A 14899-nucleotide genomic window follows, 5' to 3' on the forward strand; every position below is an offset into this window, starting at 1 on the left:
TTTCAATTTAAATATTCATGATAAAAATAAAAAAGGCACCAGAAAGGTGCCTTTAAACGAGATGACAGCGTCTGACAATCAGCCTTTTTTAGAAGCCTGCACGTGCAGCATTTCCAGCGCCAGTGTCGCAGCGGCCAGAGCGGTGATTTCTGACTGGTCGTAAGCCGGAGCCACTTCCACGATATCCATACCCACGATATCCAGATCCAGATCTTTCAGGCCACGAACCAGTTTCAGCGCGCGATCAGAAGTCAGGCCGCCGATAACCGGTGTGCCCGTGCCCGGTGCGTGCGCCGGATCCAGACAGTCAATGTCGAAGCTCAGGTAAACCGGCAGATCGCCGACGATCTGCTTCACCTGCGCCAGGATATCATCCACGGTGCGGTCGTTAACTTGTGCAGCATCCAGAACGGTGAAGCCCAGATTTTTATCAAATTCGGTACGGATGCCGATCTGCACTGAGTGGTCAGCATCGATCAGGCCTTCGTTCGGCGCATGGAAGAACATCGTGCCGTGGTCGAATTTGCTGCCGTTAGAATAGGTGTCGGTGTGGGCATCGAAATGCACCAGCGCCATTTTGCCAAAGTGTTTGGCGTGTGCGCGCAGCAGTGGCAGGGTCACAAAGTGGTCGCCGCCGAAAGAGAGCATACGCTTGCCGGATGCCAGCACTTTTTCTGCATGCTGTTGCAGTTTGTCTGTCAGATCCTGTGCATCACCGAAGTTAAACACCAGATCACCGCAGTCGATGACATTCAGACGATCGCGCAGATCGAAATCCCACGGCCAGCGCTGACCTTCCCAGGCCAGATTCACAGAAACCTGACGGATAGCCGCAGGGCCAAGGCGTGCGCCTGAGCGACCAGATGTGGCCATGTCGAAAGGAATACCGGTGATGACCCAGTCAGCTTCCGCAGTGTACGGCTGGAAGTTCAGCGGAAAACGCAGAAAACCAAATGCGTTGGAAACCAGAGAGTTATCAGGCTGATTGCCTAAGGTGCTCACTAATTTGCTCATAAACAATGTCCTCTTTTAACATCGTTGTGACGCCTGCTGCGACACAACGTGATGAAGTATAGATGAAAAAAAATCCCCATCGCGTCGTTAGCCCGACGAGAAAGGGATTTATGGAATTCATGCTGCGCAGCAAAAGACGCCCGTTGGCGCGAATTTTACCTTAATCCGGCTTAGCTTCAAGCCGGCTTACTTTCAAACCTGATGAGTGCGCACGCTTACTCGTCTTCTTCCAGATACGTGTAACCGTATAAACCGGCCTCAAACTCTTCAACAAACTGCGCCTGCAAATCGGCATCCAGATCGGTTTCTTTCACCTGATCGCGGAAACGGGCCAGCAGAACGTTCGGATCCAGCTGAACGTATTCCAGCATGTCGGCAACGGTATCGCCCTCATCAGACTGCTGCACCTCAATGCTGCCGTCAGGGAAGACGAACACGTCCACCGCGGCGGTATCACCGAACAGGTTGTGCATGTTGCCGAGAATTTCCTGATAAGCACCGACCATAAAGAAGCCCAGCACTGGCGGATTTTCCGGGTCATACGGAGGCATCGGCATGGTGGTCGCCACGCCGTCGCCATCGATGTAGTGATCGATAGTCCCGTCGGAGTCACAGGTGATGTCGAGCAGCACAGCGCGACCCACCGGCGGTTTATCCAGACCTTCCAGCGGCAGAACCGGGAACAGCTGATCGATACCCCACGCATCCGGCATTGACTGGAATAGCGAGAAGTTGACGTACAGTTTGTCCGCCATACGTTCCTGCAATTCGTCGATGATCGGACGGTGTGCACGGTTGCTCGGATCCAGCTGATCCTGAATTTTGTTGCAGATATTCAGGTAGATGTCTTCCGCCCAGGCGCGCTGCGTCAGATCCAAAATCCCGTGCGCATATTGCGAATGAACATCGTGCAGATCCATCTGGCTGTCATGCAGCCATTCACGCAGCGAGCGGCGGTTTTCCGGATCGTGCATTTCATTCCAGGTATCCCACATGCTGCTGAGCGCACGTGGCGCATCAGCTTCAGGCTGAACCGGATCTTTAAACTCGTTGCGCTCAACGCCGATGATGTTCGACACCAGCACGGTGTGGTGCGCGGTGACGGCGCGGCCAGACTCGGTGATGACCGTCGGATGCGGCAGGCCGTGTTCATTACAGGCATCGCCGATCCCCCAGATCACGTTGTTGGCATATTCGTTCAGGCCGTAGTTCACCGAGCAGTCAGACTGCGAGCGGGTCCCTTCGTAATCCACACCCAAACCGCCGCCAACGTCGAAGCACTGAATGTTGACGCCCAGTTTGTGCAGTTCCACATAGAAACGCGCAGATTCACGCACGCCGGTGGAAATATCACGGATATTCGCCAGCTGAGAACCCAGGTGGAAGTGCAGCAGTTGCAGGCTTTCCAGACGCCCTGCGTCACGCAACATTTCAACCAGTTGCAGAACCTGAGATGCCGCCAGACCGAATTTGGATTTTTCGCCGCCGCTGGACTGCCATTTGCCCGAACCTTGCGAAGACAGACGCGCACGCACACCCAGACGCGGGATGACGTTCAGACGTTCCGCTTCTTCCAGCACCAGCTTAATCTCAGTCATCTTCTCGATAACCAGATACACCTTGTGGCCGAGCTTCTCGCCGATCAGCGCCAGACGAATGTATTCACGGTCTTTATAGCCGTTACAAACAATCACCGAACGGGTCATGCCCGCATGGGCCAGAACCGCCATCAGTTCAGCTTTCGAACCGGCTTCCAGACCCAGCGGTTCGCCGGATTCCACCAGAGATTCGATCACGCGGCGATGCTGGTTAACCTTGATCGGGTAAACCAGGAAGTAATCACCCTCATAGCCGAACGATTCACGGGCGCGTTTAAACGCCGCGTTAATCGAACGCAGACGGTGCTGCAAAATTTGTGGGAAACAGAACAGCGCTGGCAGACGTTGGCCGTCCTGCTCGCGCATGTCTTTCACCAGTTGCGCCAAATCCACGCGTGCGGAAGGGACATCCGGATCCGGGCAAACACTGATGTGGCCCAGTTCGTTGACGTCATAATAATTGTTACCCCAATAGGCAACGTTGTAAGTGCGCAGCATCTTGCTGGCATCACGATCGTTCACGGCAACCTCCTGCATGGAGCGCAAAGAAACGGTATCGCCCGCATGTGACGGACGGTGGGACTGGATGTCATCAGACATAGGTAAATCCTCTTTCTACACTGACAACATGGCCAGCCACTATCGCAGTAACAACAGGTGAGAACAACCCGCAAGGCTGGCTTTCAGACAGGATAAAAACCTGCGCGCCAGGGTTCGCAAACTGTTTTTCACTCATGTGATTATAGAATTCATCATTAGACTCCGTGGAACGGGTCAGAAGAAACCAATAGGAATAATGCCCCTAAGGTTGCAGGCTACGTCAGTTTTATGGGGGAAGCGGCTGTTAACCGGCCCGATTTGGCTGAGTAGCGTCCGGATGTCGCAAACTGAGCTGTCTATAGTCAGGCTGCATAAACGCGGCTGTCCGGCGGACAGAGTGTTTATAACATCGGATTGATGACAGAAATTTTTCAGAAAGGCGTGCAGCAGCAATGAACAGTGTCTGCCGGGGATGCTGTTGAAATGTAACAATCGGTAAAAAGTGGGTCATTAACCTAACCACCTCCACACGTGCCACGCATCACCCGCGGGCATTCGAGCTGAGAAAACAGTAATTACTGGGATACGCTGGCGTCGAGAAAGTGCCGGGCGCGCGCCGTTTATACCGGCAACCTGCTGTAAATGCAAAATGAAAATGCGGCCGGGATGGTTTCAGCACGTGAATATCACTGCCATGGCGCACAAAAACGCCATCTTCATCACAAAAATGACTGGCTTTCAGAACACCTGCTATCCTAAAATAGCCGTCCAGATGTTAATCCGTCCGTAACACCCCCCGACCATTCGCATTACAGGGGATCAAGGATTGACCGTCAAACTGCTTCAAGGCTTTGCCTTATGGGGACATGCAGGACGCATTGCGACAATGGCGAGCATAGCTCCTCATCTGCCAGTCTCCCCAGTGCTATGCAGTGATATCTAACCCGTCGTATGAAGGTAAAGAACATAATGGCTAAACACCTCTTCACGTCCGAATCAGTTTCCGAAGGACATCCAGATAAAATTGCTGACCAGATTTCCGATGCCGTACTGGACGCGATTTTAGAACAAGACCCGAAAGCACGTGTTGCATGTGAAACTTATGTCAAGACCGGCATGGTCCTGGTGGGCGGTGAAATCACCACTTCCGCCTGGGTCGACGTAGAGGAAATCACCCGTCAGACCATCCGTGAAATTGGCTACGTCAATTCTCAGATGGGCTTCGATGCCAATTCCTGTGCCGTACTGAGTGCTATCGGTAAGCAATCGCCGGACATCAATCAGGGCGTTGACCGTCAGGATCCGCTGGAACAAGGCGCGGGCGACCAGGGTCTGATGTTTGGTTATGCCACCAACGAAACCGACGTGCTGATGCCAGCACCGATCACTTACGCACACCGTCTGGTGCAGCGTCAGGCTGAAGTCCGTAAATCCGGCACCTTGCCATGGCTGCGCCCTGATGCGAAAAGCCAGGTCACTTTCCAGTATGACGAAGGAAAAATTGTCGGTATCGATGCGGTTGTGCTGTCCACTCAGCACTCTGAAGACATCGCGCTGAAAGAGTTGCAGGAAGCGGTGATGGAAGAAATCATCAAACCTGTTCTTCCGGCAGAATGGCTGAACGCGGGCACCAAATACCACATCAACCCGACTGGCCGTTTCGTTATCGGCGGCCCTATGGGTGACTGCGGTCTGACCGGTCGTAAAATCATCGTTGATACTTACGGCGGTATGGCCCGTCACGGTGGCGGTGCGTTCTCAGGTAAAGATCCGTCTAAAGTTGACCGTTCAGCGGCTTACGCTGCGCGTTACGTTGCGAAAAACATCGTGGCTGCGGGTCTGGCCGATCGTTGTGAAATCCAGGTGTCTTACGCCATCGGCGTGGCGGAACCGACTTCCATCATGGTGGAAACCTTCGGTACCGGTAAAATTTCCAACGAGCAACTGACCTTACTGGTGCGCGAGTTCTTCGATCTGCGTCCATACGGTCTGATCCAGATGATGGATCTGCTGCACCCAATCTACAAAGAAACCGCTGCGTACGGTCACTTTGGTCGCGAACATTTCCCTTGGGAAAAAACCGACCGTGCCGCTCAGTTGCGTGACGCTGCAGGTCTGTAATTCCCTTTTCAGACAATTCTGCCTGCCTGACCCTGCCCTTGTGGCAGGGTTTTTTATTGCTCTTTTTCCGGTAAAAAGTCTGAAAAAATCACCCATGCCCTGTTCAATGAAAACGGTTACAGATAATAATTCGTTATTAACCAATGCATTATTTCAATAGGTAAAAGTTTGAAACAGAATTTTGATTGATATATATCAATTTATGCACTATTAATTGGTCTGCTTAACCCCTTCCTGCTTTGCATCTCTTTGAATCCCTTCCAAAACAACAATCCTGAACATCGCCATTAGTGTAAACGATTACAACACTGTGACCGGGTTCACGTTAAGCTGGGAGCAGGGTTAATAACATAACAGCCTAAGCATTATTACAAACACTAAACGATTGCACTATTTTGGAGACCGGATGAACAACTCAACGTCGACCAAAGGAAAACGCTCAAACAAAAGCGTGACTTTCTTTGTCTGTTTTCTCGCTGCACTGGCCGGGCTTTTGTTCGGTCTGGATATTGGTGTCATCGCTGGCGCACTGCCCTTTATCAGCCATGATTTTCAGATCACTAACCATCAGCAGGAGTGGGTGGTCAGCTCAATGATGTTTGGTGCTGCGGTCGGTGCGGTCGGCAGTGGCTGGCTCAACTTCCGTCTGGGGCGTAAATACAGCCTGATGATCGGCGCAGTGCTGTTCGTTGTCGGTTCACTGTGTTCCGCCTTTGCGCCAAACACTGAAGTGCTGATCGTCGCCCGCGTGCTGCTGGGTCTGGCGGTGGGTGTCGCGTCTTACACCGCGCCTATTTACCTGTCAGAAATCGCTCCCGAGAAAATCCGTGGCAGCATGATTTCCATGTACCAGCTGATGATTACCATCGGTATTCTGGCGGCGTACCTGTCCGATACCGCCTTCAGCTACACCGGCGCATGGCGCTGGATGCTGGGCGTGATCACCATCCCTGCCCTGCTGTTGCTGGTCGGCGTGTTCTTCCTGCCGGACAGCCCGCGCTGGCTCGCCGCACGTGGCAATGACGACAAAGCCCGCCGCGTACTGGAAAAACTGCGTGACTCCACGGCGCAGGCAAAAAGCGAACTGGATGAAATCCGCGAAAGCCTGAAAGTTAAACAGAGCGGCTGGGGTTTGTTCATCAATAACAAAAACTTCCGTCGTGCGGTCTACCTCGGGATTTTGTTGCAGGTGATGCAGCAGTTCACCGGTATGAACGTCATCATGTATTACGCTCCGAAAATCTTCGGCATTGCCGGTTTCGCCAGTACCTCGCAGCAGATGTGGGGCACGGTGATCGTCGGTCTGGTCAACGTTCTGGCGACCTTCATTGCCATTGGTCTGGTTGACCGCTGGGGTCGTAAACCGACGCTGAAACTGGGCTTCCTGGTAATGGCTGTGGGCATGGGTATTCTGGGGACAATGCTGCATATCGGCGTGGAATCAGACTTTGCGAAATATTTCTCCATCGCGATGCTGCTGATGTTCATCGTGGGCTTCGCCATGAGTGCCGGTCCGTTGATCTGGGTACTGTGTTCTGAAATTCAGCCGCTGAAAGGCCGTGATTTTGGTATCACTGTCTCTACCGCGACCAACTGGATTGCCAATATGATCGTCGGTGCCACCTTCCTGACCATGCTGGAAAGCCTGGGCAACGCCAACACCTTCTGGGTGTACGCCGCGCTGAACGTGGTCTTCATCTTCATCACCATTGCGTTGATCCCTGAGACGAAGAACGTGTCTCTGGAACACATCGAACGCAATCTGATGAAAGGCGAAGCACTGCGCGACATCGGTAAGTAAGCGTCAAATTCCTCCCCTGCAAAGGGGAGGAATTCCATATTGCATCTCTCCCCCTGCAGATTTATCCTTCGCCAGATGAAAACCTCACGTCTCCCCATCGCCCTGCAACAAGCGGTTATGCGCTGCCTGCGGGAAAAACTCCTGATGGCAAATCAGTTTTTTGGCACCGACTATACGGAACCGGAAATCACCTACCAGCAACGCGGCACCAGCGCGGGCAGCGCGTACCTGCAACACTGGCAAATCCGGCTGAATCCGGTGTTATTACAGGAAAATCAGCAGCCTTTTATTGATGAAGTGGTGCCGCACGAACTGGCGCACCTTCTGGTTTACCGCCGGTTTGGCCGCGCGCCGGCCCCGCATGGCAAGGAGTGGCGCTGGATGATGGAGCATGTGCTTGGCGTCAGCGCCAGCCGCACGCACAAATTCGAAGTGGCGTCCGTACAGAGCAAAACCTATCCGTATTTATGCGCCTGCCGCGATCACCATCTGACCGTGCGCCGCCACAATAAAGTGATGCGCAAAGAGTCGGAATATCGCTGCCGTCATTGCGGCGAGCTGTTACATTTCAATGCTAAAGGCACCACTAATGGCTGAAAATTCAATCACTCAATAGCATCAATGTCCGATTGTCACGCCGCGCCGCATCCGTTACCCTTCCGACCTTTTCACATCAGGTCATTCAGAAACATGTTTCGCAAAACACTTTCAGCCTTTCTGTTTATCGCAGTACTCGCACCGGTCAGCGCCTTCAGCCAGTCCGGCAACGCCATCAATAATTTCAGCCAGGCCAAAGCCGCTGCGGTGAAAATTAATCAGGGTGCCCCCTCTTTTTATTGCGGCTGTGACATCAGCTGGCAGGGCAAAAAAGGCACGCCTGATCTCAAATCCTGCGGGTACGCGGTGCGCAAAAGCGAACAACGCGCCAGCCGGATCGAGTGGGAGCACGTGATGCCCGCATGGCAGTTTGGCCACCAGATGCAATGCTGGCAGGATGGCGGTCGTAAAAATTGTGCGAAAAACGCCGATTACCGTCAGATAGAAACTGACCTGCACAACCTGGAACCGGCGATCGGCGAAGTGAACGGCGACCGCAATAACTTCATGTACAGCCAGTGGAACGGCGGCGAAGGCCAGTACGGGCGCTGCGAGATGAAAGTCGATTTCAAAGCCAAGGCCGCTGAGCCGCCAGCCCGCGCCCGTGGCGCCATCGCCCGCACCTATTTCTATATGCGTGATCAGTACAAACTGAATCTTTCCCGCCAGCAAACCCAGCTGTTCACCGCGTGGAACCGTCAGTATCCGGTGACGGCCTGGGAATGTGAGCGCGATAACCGTATCGCCAGTGTGCAGGGAAATCATAACCCGTACGTTCAGCAGGCTTGCGCTGAGCGAAAAGGCTAACTTAGTATTAAACACATCATCAGGGCACATTAGCTCGCGACAATGCGGGCTAATCACGACAAAATAGCCCGCTCAAACACGTTAAGGACAGCTGCCACACATGCGCATCCCCCGCATTTATCACCCGGAAACATTGACCGCCCACAGCGACATTGCGCTGTGCGAAGACGCCGCTAACCACGTCGGACGCGTTCTGCGTATGCAGCCCGGTCAGGCGATTCAATTATTTGACGGCAGCAATCAGGTCTTCGAGGCCAGCATTACGCAGGTGGATAAGAAGAGTGTGCGCGTCAGCCTGAGTGAAGGTGTGTTGTCGGACAACGAATCACCGCTGAATCTGCATCTCGGACAGGTGATTTCGCGCGGCGACAAGATGGAATTCACCATTCAGAAATCCATTGAGCTGGGTGCGAACACCATTACGCCGCTGTTCTCGGAACGTTGCGGCGTCAAACTGGACGGCGAGCGTCTGGAGAAAAAATTGCAGCAGTGGCAGAAAATCGCCATTGCCGCCTGCGAGCAATGTGGCCGCAACCGCATCCCGGAAATTCGCCCGGCGATGCAGCTCGAAGCCTGGTGTGCCGAGCAGGATGACAGCCTGAAGCTGAACCTGCATCCGCGCGCCAGTCACAGCATTAATACCCTGCCGCTGCCGGTGAAACATGTTCGCCTGCTGATTGGCCCGGAAGGCGGTTTATCCGCCGACGAAATTGCAATGACCTCCGGCTACGGATTTACTGATATCCTGCTGGGACCCCGCGTTCTGCGTACAGAAACCACAGCACTCACCGCGATAACGGCCTTACAGGTTCGTTTCGGCGATCTGGGTTAAGAGGAGACCAAATGATTAAGCTTGGCATCGTGATGGACCCGATTTCATCCATCAACATCAAAAAAGACACCAGTTTCGCTATGTTGCTGGACGCGAAGAGTCGTGGTTACGAACTGCACTACATGGAAATGAATTCCCTGTATCTGCGCGGCGGCGAAGGCCGTGCGACCACTAAAAAGCTTAGCGTGAAGCAGGATTACGACGGCTGGTATGAGTTTGGTACTGAGCAGGATATCGCCCTGCAGGAACTGGACGTGATCCTGATGCGTAAGGATCCGCCATTCGATACCGAATTCATTTATGCGACTTATATCCTCGAACGCGCTGAAGAAAAAGGCACGCTCATCGTCAACAAACCGCAGAGCCTGCGCGACTGTAACGAAAAGCTGTTCACCGCATGGTTCCCGGAACTGACGCCGGATACGCTGGTGACCCGCAACTCGGCCCAGCTGAAAGCCTTCCACAAAGAACACACTGATGTGATCCTCAAGCCGCTCGACGGCATGGGCGGCGCGTCTATTTTCCGTCTGAAACCGGAAGACGCGAACGTCTCTGTGGTGATCGAAACCCTGACCGAACACGGCAGCCGTTTCTGTATGGCGCAAAACTACCTGCCAGCGATCAAAGACGGTGACAAACGCGTGCTGGTGGTCGATGGCGAACCGGTGCCTTACTGTCTGGCACGTATTCCTGCGCAGGGCGAAACCCGTGGTAATCTGGCCGCCGGTGGCCGTGGTGAAGCGCGTCCGCTGAGCGAAAGTGACTGGGCGATTGCCCGCACCGTCGCGCCAATCCTTAAGCAGAAAGGCCTGATCTTTGTCGGTCTGGATATCATCGGCGATCGTCTGACCGAGATTAACGTCACCAGCCCAACCTGTGCGCGTGAAATCGAAGCCGCCTTCCCGATCTCGGTGACGGGCATGCTGATGGATGCCATTGAAAAGCGTCTGGCTGCGCGCTAACGTTCTTTGCTACACGATGGCGCGGCTGGCTGCGCCATCATTTTCCTGAGGTTAACCATCCTGCATACCATGAATCTACAACATCACTTTCTTATTGCGATGCCCGGGCTGGATGAACCCCAGTTCAAACGTTCTGTTGTCTATATCTGCGAACATAATGAAGATGGCGCAATGGGTCTGGTGATCAACAAGCTGGTCGATGATTTCACCATTGAAAATGTCCTCGATAAGCTGGATATCAGCCCGGAACCCCGCGACCCTACTATTCGCCTCGATCGTCCGGTGTTTTCCGGCGGCCCGCTGGCCGACGATCGCGGTTTTATCCTGCATACGCCGCGCGAAGGTTTTGGCTCCAGCATTCGCATCTCTGACAGCACCATGATCACCACCTCCAAAGACGTGCTGGAAACACTGGGTACGCCGGACCAGCCAAAAGATGTGCTGGTGGCGCTCGGTTACGCCGCATGGGAACAGGGACAGCTGGAAAAAGAACTGCTGGATAATGCCTGGCTGACCATTGAAGCCAGCAGCGATATTCTGTTTCGCACACCGATTGCCGACCGCTGGCGTGAAGCCGCAAAAATGATCGGCATTGATGTGAGCCAGCTCGCCACCCACGCAGGGCACGCATAATGGCTAACCGCACGGTTTTTGCCTTCGACTTTGGTACCAAAAGTATCGGCCTGGCCATTGGTCAGGAAGTCACGGGCACCGCACGTCCGCTGACCTCGTTTAAAGCGCAGGACGGCACACCCGACTGGCAGAAGATTGAAAAACTGCTGAAAGAGTGGCTGCCGGATGTCGTGGTGGTTGGCCTGCCGCTGAATATGGACGGCACCGAACAGCCGCTGACCGCCCGCGCGCGCAAATTTGCTAACCGGCTGCATGGCCGGTTTGGCGTCCAGGTAGAGCTGCACGACGAACGCCTGAGCACCGTGGAAGCACGCGCCGATTTGTTCGACCGTGGCGGTTTTCGCGCACTCGACAAAGGCAGCGTCGATGCCGCTTCTGCGGTGATCATTCTGGAAAGCTGGTTTGAAAAGCAATGGAGTCAGTCCTGATCTTGCGCCAGTAATCCGGCACTCTGCCGCTGCTGGCGGCTTTGTGCAAAAGTCTGCATTCCGGCCTGAGCGCCGGTTTGCAGGATGTCGGCCAGCTGATGCGTTTTCCCCTCCCGGATCAAATTGCACACCGCTGGCGTCGATGTCAGCACCTCAAACAACGCCACCCTGCCCGCTTTTTTATCTTCGCCAGCCTTTGTCAGCACCAGTTTCTGCGCAACCACCGCCCGCAAACTGCCCGCCAGCTGCGCCCGCACAAACGCTTTTTCTTCTGCCGGGAACACGTCAACCATCCGGTCGATAGCCTGCGTCGCATTGCGCGTATGTAAGGTCGCCAGTACCAGATGCCCGGTTTCCGCCGCCGTCAGCGCCAGCCGGATACTGTCGCTGTCCCGCAGTTCGCCGAGTAACAGCACATCCGGATCTTCACGCAGCGCACCCCGCACGGCTTCGCCGAAGGAACGCGTATGCAGCCCGAGTTCGCGCTGCTGGATCAGACATTGCCTGCTGGTGTGAATGAGCTCGATAGGATCTTCCAGCGTAATGATATGGCGCTTTACATGGCTGTTCAGATGATCAATCAACGCCGCCAGCGTGGTGGATTTACCGCTTCCCGTGGCACCGGTGACCAGAATCAGGCCATCCTCCTGCAAGATGATTTGCTGCAAGATTTCAGGCGCCAGCAGCATGTGCAGATCGGGGCAACGGGCGGGGATTGGCCGCAGCGCGGCAGACAGCCCGTGCCATTGGCGGAAAACGTTGAGCCGCATCCGTACGCCACCGCCCAGCGTCAGGGCTTTATCGACCTGTCCGGCCTGTTGCAGCGTCTCCTGTTGCGCGTCGTCCAGCCACTGGCCACTGAGCGCCTGCATCTGCGAAGCCTTAAGCACCGGCATGTCGTCGCAGCAACATAATTCGCCATCAATGCGCAACATCGGCGGATAGCCGGTACAAAGGTGCAGATCGGAGGCATTTTGCTTTACACTACGCACCACTAATCCATCAATATCCATGTTGAAATCCTCCTGAGTCCCTATGAGCCTTAGTCAGCAAAACGCTATTGCGCAGAATTTACAGAATGTCCGCGAGAAAATCGCAGCCGCTGCACAGCTTTGCGGCAGGCCTTCAGAAGAAATTACCTTGCTTGCAGTGAGCAAAACCAAACCTGCGAGCGCTGTCGAAGAAGCGATCGCTGCCGGTCAGTATGTGTTTGGTGAAAACTACGTGCAGGAAGGGGTGGATAAAATTGCCCACTTCGCCGGGCATCAGCCTGCGCTGACCTGGCACTTTATTGGCCCTCTGCAGTCGAACAAAAGCCGTTTAGTGGCGGAAAACTTCGACTGGTGCCACACCATTGATCGGCTGAAAATCGCCCAGCGCCTCAACGATCAGCGCCCGGCGGGCTTGCCGCCGTTACAGGTATTGATTCAGGTGAACATCAGCGATGAGGCCAGCAAATCCGGCATTCGCGTGGGTGAAATCACCGAACTGGCGACGCAAATCATGTCGATGCCCAACCTGACGCTGCGCGGTCTGATGGCGATCCCTGCCGCAGAAACCGATTATGCACGGCAAACCGAAGTCTTCGGTCAGATGCGCGACGCGCTGAACACCTTACAGGCTGTCTGCCCGCAGGCCGATACGCTGTCCATGGGCATGACCGATGATATGCCCGCCGCGATTGCCGCAGGCAGCACCCTGGTTCGTATCGGTACCGCCATTTTTGGGGCCCGTGATTACAGCGAAAAGCAATCACCGGCCTGAGGCGGTTTACTGCTTTACTCTTGAATGGCTCAATGAAGTCCCCATAAAACGAGGAGCACTTATGCAACACCGTAAACTCTGTTTCATCGGCGCAGGTAACATGGCTGGTGCGATCATTTCGGGTCTGGTCGAAAGTGGTTATCCGGCGACGCTTATCAGCGTCTGTGCCCCGTCGACCACACATCGCGATGCGCTGGCTGAAAAGTACGGCGTGAAGAGCAGCAGCGATAACAGTGGCTGCGCCAAAGAAGCGGATGTCATTGTGCTCTCAGTCAAACCACAAATGATGGCTGACGTGTGTAAAGCACTGCAAAAAGACGTGGATTTTAGCGGCAAACTGGTACTGTCGATTGCCGCAGGCGTCAGCGTCGCTCGTTTTTGTGAGTTGCTGGGAGAGGATCTGAACATTGTGCGCATCATGCCGAACACGCCATCCCTTGTCGGGAAAGGCATGAGCGGGCTTTACGCACCGGAACAGGTTTCACAGGCAGACCGCGATTACAGCGGTGAACTGATGACCGCGGTCGGCAAAATCTGCTGGGTCGATACCGAAGAAGGTATCAACCACATTATTGCCGCCGCAGGCAGCGCCCCGGCCTATTTCTTCCTGTTTATGGAAGCAATGCAGGCTGAAGCGCAGCGTTTAGGTTTCAGCGCAGATGCCGCACGGATGCTGGTTGAACAGGCCGCCAGCGGCGCGACCGCGTTAGTGGCTGCCAGCCCGGACACGCCATTGTCACAACTGCGTGAGAATGTGACCTCCAAAGGCGGCACCACCTTTGAAGCACTGAAAGTTTTCAACGATCGCAAATTACCGGAGATTGTCTCCGTGGCCATGCAGGCCGCCATTACCCGCGCGCAGGAAATGGAAAAACTGTTTTAATTTACATATCAAAGGTAACGCATGTTAACGCTGACTTTCCTGGTCAACACATTGATTGACCTCTACGTCATGGTTTTACTGCTGCGCATCTGGATGCAGTGGGCTCGTACTGATTTTTATAATCCGTTTTCTCAGTTTGTGGTGAAGATTACACAACCGGTCATCCGGCCATTGCGTCGGATTCTTCCACCGCTTGGGCCAATTGACAGCGCGAGCTTGTTGCTGGCTTTCATCATTACCACGCTGAAATTACCGTTATTTTTCCTGATCAAGTACGGGGTTTTCCCGTTAGAACCCATCATGTTACTTGTGGGTCTGATTAGCCTGGTGAAGGCTGCCGGGTTATTGGTCTTCTGGTTGATTATTATCCGCTCACTGATGAGTTGGGTAAGCCAGGGGCGCGGACCAATGGATTTTCTGCTGATGCAGCTTACTGAACCCCTGATGGCACCCATCCGCCGCGTTTTGCCGGCCATGGGCGGGATTGATTTTTCAGCGATGATTGTGATTTTGATTCTCTACATGCTGAACTATCTCGGTATGGATCTGCTCGGCGGGCTTTGGACGCAGGATTTCTTCACCTCGAATGCCCTGCTCGCTCAATGACATCAGGCCTCTCCCCGGTTTACTGGCAGTCAGACGACCTGGTTTTGCGGCTGGTTATCCAGCCCAAAGCCAGCCGTGACAGCCTGGTCGGTTTGCATGGCGACGAACTTAAAGTCGCCATCACCGCACCGCCGGTTGATGGTCAGGCGAATACGCACCTGGTGAAATTTCTCGCCAAACAGTTTAAAGTCGCCAAAAGTCAGGTCAGTATTGAAAAGGGCGAGCTGGGCCGCCATAAACAAGTCCGCATTATCCATCCGCAAAATATCCCGACTGAGGTCGCGGTACTGCTCGCAGAATAACGTTTACGTCA

15 protein-coding genes are annotated in these 14899 nt (G+C 54.2%); 12 read left to right on the forward strand and 3 right to left on the reverse strand.

All coding sequences use genetic code 11. The features are described 5' to 3' along the window. Positions 1-78: 78 nt before the first annotated feature. Together speB and speA are read right to left on the reverse strand one after the other, a co-directional pair. Positions 79-1002: an agmatinase gene (gene speB / locus ACO0U8_RS06685; RefSeq protein ID WP_056773366.1), complete on the reverse strand. Its 924-nt coding sequence runs from the start codon at positions 1000-1002 to the stop codon at positions 79-81. Between the two features lie 227 nt (positions 1003-1229). Further along, the gene (gene speA, locus ACO0U8_RS06690; RefSeq protein ID WP_056773221.1) at positions 1230-3212 is read right to left on the reverse strand and encodes a biosynthetic arginine decarboxylase; all 1983 of its coding nucleotides are present in this window, start codon (positions 3210-3212) and stop codon (positions 1230-1232) included. A 909-nt stretch (positions 3213-4121) separates the two neighbouring features. Here speA and metK point away from each other — a divergent pair. The 8 genes from metK to ruvX all read left to right on the forward strand — a co-directional run bounded on the left by metK (position 4122) and on the right by ruvX (position 11333). Then, positions 4122-5273 (forward strand): methionine adenosyltransferase, encoded by a 1152-nt coding sequence (gene metK / locus ACO0U8_RS06695; protein WP_056773225.1) that lies wholly within the window; start codon positions 4122-4124, stop codon positions 5271-5273. 406 nt (positions 5274-5679) lie between these two features. Beyond that, on the forward strand, positions 5680-7074 hold the full coding sequence (locus ACO0U8_RS06700) for a sugar porter family MFS transporter (protein ID WP_056773228.1): 1395 nt from the start codon (positions 5680-5682) through the stop codon (positions 7072-7074). A 75-nt stretch (positions 7075-7149) separates the two neighbouring features. Further along, positions 7150-7671 carry a SprT family zinc-dependent metalloprotease gene (locus ACO0U8_RS06705; protein ID WP_056773229.1) on the forward strand — a complete coding sequence of 174 codons (522 nt, stop codon included), beginning with the start codon at positions 7150-7152 and terminating at the stop codon, positions 7669-7671. Positions 7672-7764: 93 nt separating this feature from the next. Then, on the forward strand, positions 7765-8478 hold the full coding sequence (endA, locus tag ACO0U8_RS06710; protein WP_421670499.1) for a deoxyribonuclease I: 714 nt from the start codon (positions 7765-7767) through the stop codon (positions 8476-8478). A 100-nt stretch (positions 8479-8578) separates the two neighbouring features. Further along, complete coding sequence (rsmE, locus tag ACO0U8_RS06715) at positions 8579-9310, forward strand: 16S rRNA (uracil(1498)-N(3))-methyltransferase (RefSeq protein WP_056773235.1); 732 nt, start codon at positions 8579-8581, stop codon at positions 9308-9310. A gap of 11 nt (positions 9311-9321) precedes the next feature. Then, a complete protein-coding gene (gene gshB, locus ACO0U8_RS06720; RefSeq protein WP_421670500.1) occupies positions 9322-10272 on the forward strand; it encodes a glutathione synthase in 951 nt (316 codons plus the stop codon). 69 nt (positions 10273-10341) lie between these two features. Beyond that, complete coding sequence (locus ACO0U8_RS06725; protein ID WP_056773239.1) at positions 10342-10905, forward strand: YqgE/AlgH family protein; 564 nt, start codon at positions 10342-10344, stop codon at positions 10903-10905. Continuing rightward, on the forward strand, positions 10905-11333 hold the full coding sequence (ruvX, locus tag ACO0U8_RS06730) for a Holliday junction resolvase RuvX (RefSeq protein WP_056773242.1): 429 nt from the start codon (positions 10905-10907) through the stop codon (positions 11331-11333). The genes ACO0U8_RS06725 and ruvX overlap by 1 nt, the downstream gene beginning before the upstream one ends. Here ruvX and ACO0U8_RS06735 read toward each other — a convergent pair. Further along, positions 11324-12346 carry a type IV pilus twitching motility protein PilT gene (locus ACO0U8_RS06735; RefSeq protein ID WP_056773245.1) on the reverse strand — a complete coding sequence of 341 codons (1023 nt, stop codon included), beginning with the start codon at positions 12344-12346 and terminating at the stop codon, positions 11324-11326. The two genes, ruvX and ACO0U8_RS06735, sit on opposite strands and share 10 nt — an antisense overlap. A 22-nt stretch (positions 12347-12368) precedes the next feature. On the opposite strand from ACO0U8_RS06735, the gene ACO0U8_RS06740 reads away from it, so the two are divergent. From ACO0U8_RS06740 to yggU, 4 genes are all read left to right on the forward strand, one after another. After that, positions 12369-13097 (forward strand): YggS family pyridoxal phosphate-dependent enzyme, encoded by a 729-nt coding sequence (locus ACO0U8_RS06740; protein WP_217205043.1) that lies wholly within the window; start codon positions 12369-12371, stop codon positions 13095-13097. Between the two features lie 61 nt (positions 13098-13158). Further along, positions 13159-13980, forward strand: coding sequence for a pyrroline-5-carboxylate reductase (gene proC, locus ACO0U8_RS06745; RefSeq protein WP_217205044.1), 822 nt, complete (start codon positions 13159-13161; stop codon positions 13978-13980). A gap of 21 nt (positions 13981-14001) precedes the next feature. Next, complete coding sequence (locus ACO0U8_RS06750; protein WP_122096078.1) at positions 14002-14586, forward strand: YggT family protein; 585 nt, start codon at positions 14002-14004, stop codon at positions 14584-14586. Then, the gene (gene yggU, locus ACO0U8_RS06755) at positions 14583-14888 is read left to right on the forward strand and encodes a DUF167 family protein YggU (RefSeq protein ID WP_056773258.1); all 306 of its coding nucleotides are present in this window, start codon (positions 14583-14585) and stop codon (positions 14886-14888) included. Before ACO0U8_RS06750 ends, yggU begins: the two co-directional genes overlap by 4 nt. Positions 14889-14899 lie beyond the last annotated feature (11 nt).

This window comes from Rahnella sp. EDr1-12, from assembly GCF_049206505.1.
Lineage (GTDB): Bacteria > Pseudomonadota > Gammaproteobacteria > Enterobacterales > Enterobacteriaceae > Rahnella > Rahnella rivi.

Excerpts from the sequence above, each read along its gene's own strand:
- proC (WP_217205044.1), top strand. The coding sequence starts at position 13,159 with ATGCAACACCGTAAACTCTGTTTCATCGGCGCAGGTAACATGGCTGGT.
- ruvX (WP_056773242.1), top strand. The coding sequence starts at position 10,905 with ATGGCTAACCGCACGGTTTTTGCCTTCGACTTTGGTACCAAAAGTATC.
- rsmE (WP_056773235.1), top strand. The coding sequence starts at position 8,579 with ATGCGCATCCCCCGCATTTATCACCCGGAAACATTGACCGCCCACAGC.
- ACO0U8_RS06700 (WP_056773228.1), top strand. The coding sequence starts at position 5,680 with ATGAACAACTCAACGTCGACCAAAGGAAAACGCTCAAACAAAAGCGTG.
- gshB (WP_421670500.1), top strand. The coding sequence starts at position 9,322 with ATGATTAAGCTTGGCATCGTGATGGACCCGATTTCATCCATCAACATC.
- endA (WP_421670499.1), top strand. The coding sequence starts at position 7,765 with ATGTTTCGCAAAACACTTTCAGCCTTTCTGTTTATCGCAGTACTCGCA.
- ACO0U8_RS06725 (WP_056773239.1), top strand. The coding sequence starts at position 10,342 with ATGAATCTACAACATCACTTTCTTATTGCGATGCCCGGGCTGGATGAA.
- ACO0U8_RS06705 (WP_056773229.1), top strand. The coding sequence starts at position 7,150 with ATGAAAACCTCACGTCTCCCCATCGCCCTGCAACAAGCGGTTATGCGC.
- ACO0U8_RS06740 (WP_217205043.1), top strand. The coding sequence starts at position 12,369 with ATGAGCCTTAGTCAGCAAAACGCTATTGCGCAGAATTTACAGAATGTC.
- metK (WP_056773225.1), top strand. The coding sequence starts at position 4,122 with ATGGCTAAACACCTCTTCACGTCCGAATCAGTTTCCGAAGGACATCCA.
- ACO0U8_RS06735 (WP_056773245.1), bottom strand. The coding sequence starts at position 12,346 with ATGGATATTGATGGATTAGTGGTGCGTAGTGTAAAGCAAAATGCCTCC.
- ACO0U8_RS06750 (WP_122096078.1), top strand. The coding sequence starts at position 14,002 with ATGTTAACGCTGACTTTCCTGGTCAACACATTGATTGACCTCTACGTC.
- yggU (WP_056773258.1), top strand. The coding sequence starts at position 14,583 with ATGACATCAGGCCTCTCCCCGGTTTACTGGCAGTCAGACGACCTGGTT.
- speA (WP_056773221.1), bottom strand. The coding sequence starts at position 3,212 with ATGTCTGATGACATCCAGTCCCACCGTCCGTCACATGCGGGCGATACC.